The organism is Senegalimassilia sp., assembly GCF_977052095.1.
The window spans coordinates 1-8,828 of record NZ_CDRSTZ010000064.1 but is presented as its reverse complement, the minus strand read 5'-3'; the positions used below and the strand labels follow the sequence as shown (position 1 = coordinate 8,828).

8 protein-coding genes are annotated in these 8,828 nt (G+C 57.8%); 4 read left to right on the top strand and 4 right to left on the bottom strand.

Annotation, left to right across the window (positions count from 1 at the left end):
- Positions 1-343 precede the first annotated feature (343 nt).
- Complete coding sequence (locus ACWI6D_RS08885; protein ID WP_449134420.1) at positions 344-775, top strand: universal stress protein; 432 nt, start codon at positions 344-346, stop codon at positions 773-775.
- A gap of 122 nt (positions 776-897) precedes the next feature.
- Here the strand turns inward: ACWI6D_RS08885 and ACWI6D_RS08880 are convergent, their stop codons facing one another.
- The 4 genes from ACWI6D_RS08880 to ACWI6D_RS08865 form a co-directional block, all read right to left on the bottom strand.
- Positions 898-2,790 (bottom strand): acyl-CoA dehydratase activase, encoded by a 1,893-nt coding sequence (locus ACWI6D_RS08880; RefSeq protein WP_449134419.1) that lies wholly within the window; start codon positions 2,788-2,790, stop codon positions 898-900.
- 91 nt (positions 2,791-2,881) lie between these two features.
- Positions 2,882-3,193 carry a hypothetical protein gene (locus ACWI6D_RS08875; RefSeq protein WP_449134418.1) on the bottom strand — a complete coding sequence of 104 codons (312 nt, stop codon included), beginning with the start codon at positions 3,191-3,193 and terminating at the stop codon, positions 2,882-2,884.
- Positions 3,180-4,052 (bottom strand): acyl-CoA dehydratase activase-related protein, encoded by an 873-nt coding sequence (locus ACWI6D_RS08870; protein ID WP_449134421.1) that lies wholly within the window; start codon positions 4,050-4,052, stop codon positions 3,180-3,182. Before ACWI6D_RS08870 ends, ACWI6D_RS08875 begins: the two co-directional genes overlap by 14 nt.
- A gap of 495 nt (positions 4,053-4,547) precedes the next feature.
- The gene (locus ACWI6D_RS08865; protein WP_288285181.1) at positions 4,548-5,399 is read right to left on the bottom strand and encodes a TrmH family RNA methyltransferase; all 852 of its coding nucleotides are present in this window, start codon (positions 5,397-5,399) and stop codon (positions 4,548-4,550) included.
- 117 nt (positions 5,400-5,516) lie between these two features.
- On the opposite strand from ACWI6D_RS08865, the gene mazG reads away from it, so the two are divergent.
- The 3 genes from mazG (at position 5,517) to ACWI6D_RS08850 (ending at position 8,702) form a co-directional block, all read left to right on the top strand.
- On the top strand, positions 5,517-6,449 hold the full coding sequence (gene mazG / locus ACWI6D_RS08860; RefSeq protein ID WP_449134417.1) for a nucleoside triphosphate pyrophosphohydrolase: 933 nt from the start codon (positions 5,517-5,519) through the stop codon (positions 6,447-6,449).
- A gap of 241 nt (positions 6,450-6,690) precedes the next feature.
- Positions 6,691-7,461, top strand: coding sequence for a GTP pyrophosphokinase (locus ACWI6D_RS08855; protein WP_236648255.1), 771 nt, complete (start codon positions 6,691-6,693; stop codon positions 7,459-7,461).
- Between the two features lie 113 nt (positions 7,462-7,574).
- Positions 7,575-8,702, top strand: coding sequence for an aldo/keto reductase (locus ACWI6D_RS08850; RefSeq protein WP_449134416.1), 1,128 nt, complete (start codon positions 7,575-7,577; stop codon positions 8,700-8,702).
- The last annotated feature ends 126 nt before the right edge of the window (positions 8,703-8,828 follow it).

Sequence of the window (8,828 nt, the reverse complement as noted above, 5' to 3'; positions counted from 1 at the left end):
GCCGCGTGTCCGGCAGCGCCAGGCTGCGGGAGGGCAGGGCGTCGCGCTCGCGGAGGGCGCTTTTCTATGCGCGCGAGCGGCCGCGGAGGCCGGCAGGGCCCGCGGGGGGACCGGATCCCCCCGCGGGCCCTTCTGCGTTTTGCTGCGTCTAAATGCTCACAGGTCCCTTTCCGCGTTCTGGACTTTATTGCTATTTCATTATTTGTAGAAGAATTTTGCTTGGTTGGCCTTCCGATTTCCGGCTGTTTCGTCATTGCTTTGTGAAGTGATTGGTGCTCTTTCTTGGCGTATACTCATTTTATTGGGTGCAAGCTTTTTAATATGCTGAGGGAAGGGGATTAGTGTGGCTGTTGATAAGTTGTTGGTTGCTTATGATGGATCCGATGGTTCGCGTCATGCGCTTGAAATGGCTGCTTCTATTGCTCAGGTGAACAAGAATGCTCATCTTGAGTTGGTGTATGTCGTACCCATTCCACTTTTGAATGCTGATCAGATGGCTGCTTTTCAGAGCATCTTGGACATGATGGTGTCTGATGGCGAAGACCTTCTTGCTGCTGCCACTGATGAGCTTGCTAATGATGTGGTTGAGCGCACAGATACGCTTTTGGTTACGGGCACAAATCCTGCTAGCGAATTGCTGCGGCTTGCCGAGCAGCGCGGCTATGATTTGATCGTTGTTGGCAATCGCGGTCTTTCCGGTTTTAAAGAATATACCGGTAGCGTCAGCCATAAGGTTCTTGCTGGTTCTAAGATTCCCGTGCTTGTTGCGAAATAAGCATCATAAGAGGGGCGTCTTTGTCGATTCAATTCAAATAGGGAACGAGCTGCGAGTTTCAGGCTTGCAGCTCGTTCCTTTTATATTGGGGAATGATCGGATATTGACCCAGTTATGGTTTGCTAGTGGCGTGGCTTTAGCTCGCCTTTTTCGCAGCGGTTTCCCCAGCTGTCGATGAGTTTTCCGTCGCGGTTTATGCAGATGATCTCGCAGTGGTTTGCACATTTGTTGCATTCGATTGTTCTGGTTGCGAAATTGAACTCTTGGAGAGCGTCGAAGTTGAGTTCGCCGGATTTCATGGCGCAGGATGTTGCATCGCCCTCTACGGGCTTGCGTGCAGATATCTGCTCTTCAGCTGCAAGGAGTGCTGCTCCGAATGCGCCCATGAGGTGTCCGTCGGGGTCAACGATGACGGTAGTACCCAACTTGTCCTCGAACGCTTTTACTATGCCGACGTTTTTGGATACGCCACCTTGGAATACCACGGGGGTAATGATGTTTTTGCCTTTGCCGACGTTGTTGAGGTAATTGACGGAAACGGATTTGCACAGGCCGGCGATGATGTCTTCGCGTGCGTAGCCTACTTGAATTTTGTGGACCAGGTCGCTTTCTGCGGATACCGTGCAGCGAGCTGCGATGTTTGCGTGCTTCTTCGAGGTCAGCGCGATTTCGCCGAACTGCTTTACTTCTACGCCAAGGCGATGGGCTTGACTGGAAAGGAAGACACCTGTGCCTGCCGCGCACAGCGTGTTCATAGCGTAATCGACCGCGATGCCGCCATTTACGCAGATAATTTTGCTGTCCTGACCACCAATCTCCAAGATGGTACGAACGTCGGGGTGCAGAAACGTGGTGCCTACGGCGTGGGCGGTAATCTCATTCTTGATTACCGATGCACCGCACATGGCGCCAACGAGGCGGCGTGCGCTGCCGGTTGTTGCCACTGTTCGTACCGCAACTTTGCTTTGGTCGATTTGCCCGCCGAGTTCTGCGATAACACGTCGTGAAGCGTTGACGGGGTCGCCTTCAGTCCATTGATACGAACGTGCGATAATCTGGCGCTGGCTGTCGATGATGACGCCTTTCGTGGAGATGGAACCGATGTCGATGCCAAGGAACGCGTTCAGGCTTCTGCTCTGCGGTTTCGGGTTGTGTTGCGGACATCGCTGCTTCTCTTTCTTCATTGCGAGCATGCCGTAAAACGCTTCGAGGCTCGTGTCAAGGCCGGTGTCGCTTGTTTGGGAATCGTAGCTGAGATACAGCACGGGCATGTGCATGTCGCGGCTAATGTGCTGTAGCACGGGCATGCAGTCGATCTCGGGCGTGCAGCCGGAGGATTTCATATGGATGACGCCGTCAAAGCCCTCTTGCGCGTACTTCAGCGTGGCGACAATGGTCATGCTTGACGTCGGTCCCATGTCGTACGTGATGTAATCCGAGGCGCTTGCTCGCAGGTTTTTCTCGTTGTAGTGCAGATTACGGTTCGTCATATTGAGCATGCGGTGCAGCTCAACGCCCATACCCAGAAGCTTCTTTTCGACGCCCAGATTGCTTGATTCGTCGACGGCGGTGAAATATTCGCCGACCAGCCCGACGCGAACGGGATTGTCGGGTTTGTGGCAGGGAATGGCGCGAAAACGCTCGAGACCCGCTTTCTGGGCTGCAACGATGTCCTTTTCGCATGCGGCGTTGCGCATGTCGGCGAAATAGGCTTGGCGCGCATGTTCGAAATCTCCGGGATTGTCTTCGAACGCGGCGTTAGCCAGATAGTAGTCGTTGGCTTCGTCGAGACATTCAACCATCTTGAAAGTTGCCAGCATGTTGACCACGTCGTGGGGCACGCTGACGTTCGGGTTGATTTTGCGTTTGCAAACTTCGATGTATTCCTTAAGCGGCTTGCCGGTAACGGTGGCGAAGTTCAGCATGTCGAATTCGTAACCGAGGTCGCGCAGGATGGAATCCTTCAGCTCGTCGTAATAACCAAGGCGGCATGGGCCGGCGAATTGCACCAGCACGTCTGCTCCAAGCTTAAGGTCTTCGATATAGTCGCCAAGGATGTGCTTGAACGGCGCGCAAACAAAGTCGCTCGAATGCTTGCTGCCCGGTTCAACGGTGCGTTTTGTTGACGGGGGGCAAGCTGACGAAGTCGGCGTCGAGCACGTGCTCGACGAAGAACTTGAACGCGGTGTCGTAGTAACCGTAGCGGAAGAACGAAACGCGGGTGCGGGCGTGCCTGTCGCGCTTCGTAGCTTTGCGCTCGGGACGCAGCTTGAACGGGCCGCTTTGGCCGCCTATGGCCACGCGTGCGCCTCGGGCGCCTTCGGTAAGCTTTTGACCTGCGGTAACAAGGGGTCCCGCGGAGCGATTTTCCGCTTGCTGGTCTTGAGTAGCAGCGTCGTTGTCGTCAGTTTGCTGCATGGACGTACCCACCTCGTTTCTGGTAGCGAAGGATGTCGATGAAGCTTTCGATGCGCGTTTCGAGGCCGGCGGTACCGGTTTGAGCATCGACCGTAAGGTTGAGCACGGGCTTTCCCTTGATGCAGCGGATGATAGCGTCGTCGGTCATGGAATCGGGGCCGCAGGGGAAGGCGCTGACAAGCAGGATGCCGTCAACGCTGTCATGCAGGTTCATGATAGAGCCGACGATTTCTCGGTTCACGATCCAGGGCAGGGTATCTGAGAATTGAAAGCTGGACTGCAGCGCCCGTTTGCGGTCGTAGCAATCGGCGTACAGCAGCGTGACGCCCATGTTCGCCAGCATGTCGGAAAGGGCGCCGCCCATATAAGGGTCGTGAGCGAGATAAGGGTGGGCTGCAAGTAGGACGGTGATGCCGTTGCCGGGCGCGTTTTGCAGCAGTTGGCGCTGCTGCGCAGCATCGGCGGCCTCCTTTTGCTGCTGCGCATGGAGCGCTTGCTTCCAGGCGTGCTTCGCCTCGCGCGGGGTGCAAGCGAATTGTGCGGCTAAATCCAGAAAGGCGTCGCGCATGCCAATGTGTTCAATTGTTTCGTTGACCTGGCACGATACGATTATGGGCGACTGTTCGGCAAACGTGTTGGCAACCATGTCGGGCAGCGCTTGGAACTTCGTGCAGAAGGATTTGAAGTGCCCGAGGTTGTCGATGCACGGAACGAAGATGTCGTCGCAAGAGCCGATAAGCGACTCGACGTGCCCCAGGTAGATCTTCGACGCAAGGCAGCACTCGTCGTTCGATAGTGAGCCGCCGCACTCCACGGTGTGGCGGTCAGTAGGGGCGCTTATGACGGGCGTGCGGCCGATGGCGCGAAAGGACTCGATTCACAGCTGGCCGTATCGGTGATACAGCAGCGCCTGAGGAATGCCGATGCGCTGCAAGGACTCGTGGGGCGCTTGGCGTCGCAGCGTTGGTGGTTTCACGCCTCTCCCTCGAACAAATAAAAGGCACCCGAATAATCGGGTGCGATAACGGTCGATAACGTTAGCGGAAACAAGATCAGGGGAGTAGGTAATTGTACAGAAAATGGGAAAATGGGGACAATCCGTTACCGAGAACAAGGCGGGCGCAGCATGCTGGTGGGCGGGGGAGGCATCGTCTTCGCCAACGTCTTCCTGTGCATAGGCGTGGTGCGTGGCGTATGCGGCGACTCTTGACGCCGTTGGGGGCGCTGATGGGGTGAACGCACCGTACGCGATACGGGGTTGCGGGGCTTCCTGGTGGAAACTGCAACGGTGTTTTGCGCTTGCTGCCATTCCGGCGGTGGTGTGCGTGGCGATACCAAAGCGTGCGAGTCGTCGCTACCTGACGCGCAGCTCCCAAAAAGCTACAGCGCTTGCGGCCGCAACGTTGAGGCTGTCAACCTGGTGCGCCATGGGGATCCGAACGGTGTAATCGCAGTTCGCGATGGTGTGTGCCGCAAGGCCGTCGCCTTCCGTGCCAAGCACAAGCGCGAGTTTTTCCTCGGCTGCCAGCTGCGGGTTGTCAAGCGAGATGGAGTTGTCGGAAAGCGCCAGCGCGGCCGTTTTGAACCCCAAGCTGTGCAACAGCGGAATGCCGTCGTGCGCCCACGAGCCGGTGCCCGTTGCCCCCGAGTCGGCCCCGATGCGAGCCCAGGGAACCTGAAACACTGTGCCCATGGAAACGCGCACAGCGCGACGATACAGCGGATCGTAGCAAGCTTGCGTAACCAGCACGGCGTCAATGCCCAGGGCTGCGGCGCTGCGGAAAATGGCGCCGACGTTCGTGTGGTTCGTGATGTCCTCAAGCACGGCAACGCGGCGCGCCCCGCGACAGACGTCCTCGACGCTGGCGGGCACGGGACGGCGAAACGCGCCCAGAGCGCCGCGCGTAAGCTCAAAGCCTGTCAGCTTCTTTAGCTGTCCGTGCGGCAGAATGAAAGCGGGCAGGTCAAGACCGGGGTAGCGCCGGGAAATCTCGTCGATAATGGGCTGCATGCCCGTAAGGAACTTCTCTTCCATAAGCAGCGAAAGCGGCTGCATGCCACCGGCTACGGCTCGCTCGATGACCTTGGACGATTCGGCGATAAACATGCCTTTTTCGGGTTCCAGCTTGTTGCGCAGCTGCACTTCCGTCAGGCGTGCGTAGGCGTCAAGGCGCGGGTCGTCTATGGTTGGCACGTTGATGATCATGACGTTCTTTCTCGCAAGGGTTGTTGGCTTCATGATACCCGATGCTCGTGTGGGAAGCATGCGCGCGGGGCAAGGGTATACTTGCGGAAACAACATTAGTGTTGAGAGGAGCGGCACATGGAGCAGGAGCAGCAGCATTCGGAAGCGCTCGAGCGCGCGGCGCATCCCGTGCGGCACGAGGACTTCGACCGCTTCGTCGCCACGATTTCGGCGTTGCGCGCGCCGGACGGGTGCCCGTGGGATCGCGAGCAAACGCATCAGTCCATAGCGCACAATATGATCGAAGAGGCCTACGAAGCGGTTGATGCAATTGAATCGGGCGATGCGGCGCACCTTCGCGAAGAGCTTGGCGATGTGCTGCTGCAGGTGGTGTTGCAAAGTCAGATTGCCTCTGATCAGGGGGAATTCGACATTGATGACGTTGCGGCGGATGTGAACGCGAAGATGGTGCGCCGTCATCCGCACGTGTTCGGTACTAGCGAGGCAACGGATGCGGCCGAAGTGCTGAGCCTGTGGGACCAGGTGAAGCTGGCGGAAAAGAAGGCGGCGGACGAGAACGCTGCGCAGGCGGGCTCCGCAGATGCTGGCGATCATGGCGAGCTGGAGAAGCCGGCAGGGCTGCTTGACGGGGTGCCGGTGAGTTTTCCGGCGCTGATGCAGGCGCAGAAGATTTCGCGCAAGGCGGCCGCCGCCGGGTTCGAGTGGGATACGCTCGCCGATGTGTGGGACCAGGTCGAAAGCGAAATCGACGAGCTGAACGAGGCCTATGGCCAGGCGCCGAAAGCGGCGAACGGCAAGGTGGAGGGTGACCCCGAGGCAATGGCGCGCATTGAGGAAGAGCTTGGCGACGTGCTGTTCAGCATGGTTAACGTTGCTCGTCGCATGGGCGTAAACGCCGAGAACGCGTTGCGGGCAAGCTGCCGCAAGTTCCGCGGGCGCTGGGCTGCCATGGAGCAGATGGCGTTTGAGCAGGGCGTTCGCCTTGAAGACGTAAGCACGAAGCAGCAAAACGAGCTGTGGAAGCTTGCGAAGGAACAGGAGCGCAGGTAACGGCTACACACTCGGGTCATTTTGTCACTCGGGTCATTTTGTGGCTGCATTCGCCCTATTCCTCGGATTTTGGGGAAATGGGGAAGGGTAACGGCTTGGTTCTAAACGCTGGAGAAGGCTCGAACACGCCTGCAGTGGGGTATGATGGTTCCGACACAATTCGCGCCGCATTCTTGGAGGGAACGCGGCGCGCGTTTTGGCGCGGAGGGTCCAAAACGCCACCATGAAGGAGCCATCGATCATGACAATAACCGGTGAAGCCGCAAACGCCGGCAATTTAGCGGGGCGCACTATCGACGATAGCGCGAAAAAACAGCTGCCTATTCCGAACGTGCCCGACCTGAACGCATTCAACGTCAACAGCGATCTGCACGTGAATCAGGAAAGCATGGAAACGCTGCACAAGGCCAGCGTCGAAACCATGTCCATCATGCAGAAATACAAGGCCGCCATGCGCGAGATGAAAGTGCGTTTGGAGATTCTTGACCAGGACTTGAACCTGAAGAAGCACCGCAACCCCATTCACCATATCGAAAGCCGCCTGAAAAGCCCGGCCAGCATTTACGAGAAAATCGGACGCTACGGCTACGAGCCCACGCTTGAGAACATGGAACGCTACATCCTAGACATCGCGGGCATTCGCGTTATCTGCCCGTACATTCAGGATGTGTACAGCCTGTTTGAGCTGCTCAACAGGCAAGACGATCTGGAAATCGTGAAGGTGAAGGACTATATTGCCGCCCCGAAGCCTAACGGGTATCGCAGCTTGCACGTTATCGTGCGCATCCCTGTGTTCTTCATGGACAAGAAGGAGTCCATTCCTGTTGAGATTCAGCTGCGTACGCTGGCCATGGATTTTTGGGCCAGCCTTGAGCACGACCTGAAGTACAAGGCCGTCAGCGAAGTACGCGGCATCGATGCAAGCAGCGAGCTGAAGGATTGCAGTCGCATCATCGAGGAAGTTGAAACGCGCATGCAGGTGCTTGCCGGCGCCCTTGAACCCGAGGAATAACAAGTGAAAGTCGAAAGCGACCGGGTGTGATGCTCGGCCGCTTTCGATTTTCTGCGCCTTGACTTGAAGCTGACTCCAATGGCTATCATGAAATGCAACGAGAGGAGCATTTCATGATAGAAGAATACGCTACGGTGCCGAAGCTGGGCTTTGGCTGCATGCGCTTGCCGCTGACCGACCCCAAAGACGTCACCGCTATTGACGTTGAGCAGGTCAAACAGATGGTGGACGCGTTTATGCAGGCGGGTGGTACGTATTTCGATACCGCATTCGTGTACCACAACGGCCAGTCTGAGGTTGCGCTGCACGAGGCGCTGGTGGAGCGCTATCCGCGCGAAAACTTCACCATTGCCACGAAGTGCCTGGCCCGGGCGCTTCCCGACGCCGAAACAGCGAAGGCGTGCCTGGACACGTCGCTTGAGCGTTTGGGCACCGACTATGTGGACTACTACCTGTTGCACAACGTAGGCGGCGAGCGTACGAAGAAGTTCGACGACTTCGGTTTGTGGGAATGGGCGCAGGAGATGAAGGCGGCTGGCAAAATTCGCCACGTGGGCTTCAGCATGCACGATGGCGCCGATACGCTTGAGGAATTGCTGCAGGCGCATCCGGAGGTGGACTTTATCCAACTGCAGGTGAACTATCTGGATTGGGAAAGTCCTGTTGTCCAGGCGCGCCGCAACATGGAGGTCGCGCGCAAGTATGACAAGCCTGTTGTGGTGATGGAACCGGCACGAGGCGGTCGTTTGGCCGATCTGCCCGAAGCCGTGGCCGCGCCGCTTTTGGCCGCTCGCCCCGACCTCAGCCAGGTGTCGTGGGCGTACCGCTTCTGCTTCAACCAGCCCAATGTCATGACGGTGCTTTCGGGCATGTCGACGCTTGGCCAGGTGAAACAGAACGTAGCGGAATGGCGTGAGCACGGTGGCGCGTTTTCGGCCGAAGAACAGGCGGCGCTTGACGCGGCGCGCGATGTGCTGGCCGCTATGCCTACGGTGCCGTGCACGAATTGCCGCTACTGCGTAAAGGATTGCCCGCAGCAGGTTGCCATCCCCGAGATCATGAACCTGTTGAACTTGGAAATCCAAACGGAGAACACCGAGTTCGCCAAGCAGCAGTACAGCTGGCAGGCGGCTCCGGGCCGCGCGAGCGACTGCATCCAGTGCGGTGCGTGCGAATCCATGTGCCCGCAAAGCATCAACATCATCGAGCAGCTGGAAACAGCTGCCAACCACTTCGAGTAATCGGAGGGACGCAAAAGGCCCGGCATATGCCGGGCCTTTGTTGTGCGCGCGTTCGGTTGTGGGCGGTTTGGCCGGTGCGCGTGCGGCGTGCCGCCTTGCGAACCTGGTCTTCTGCGAGGCGGCACG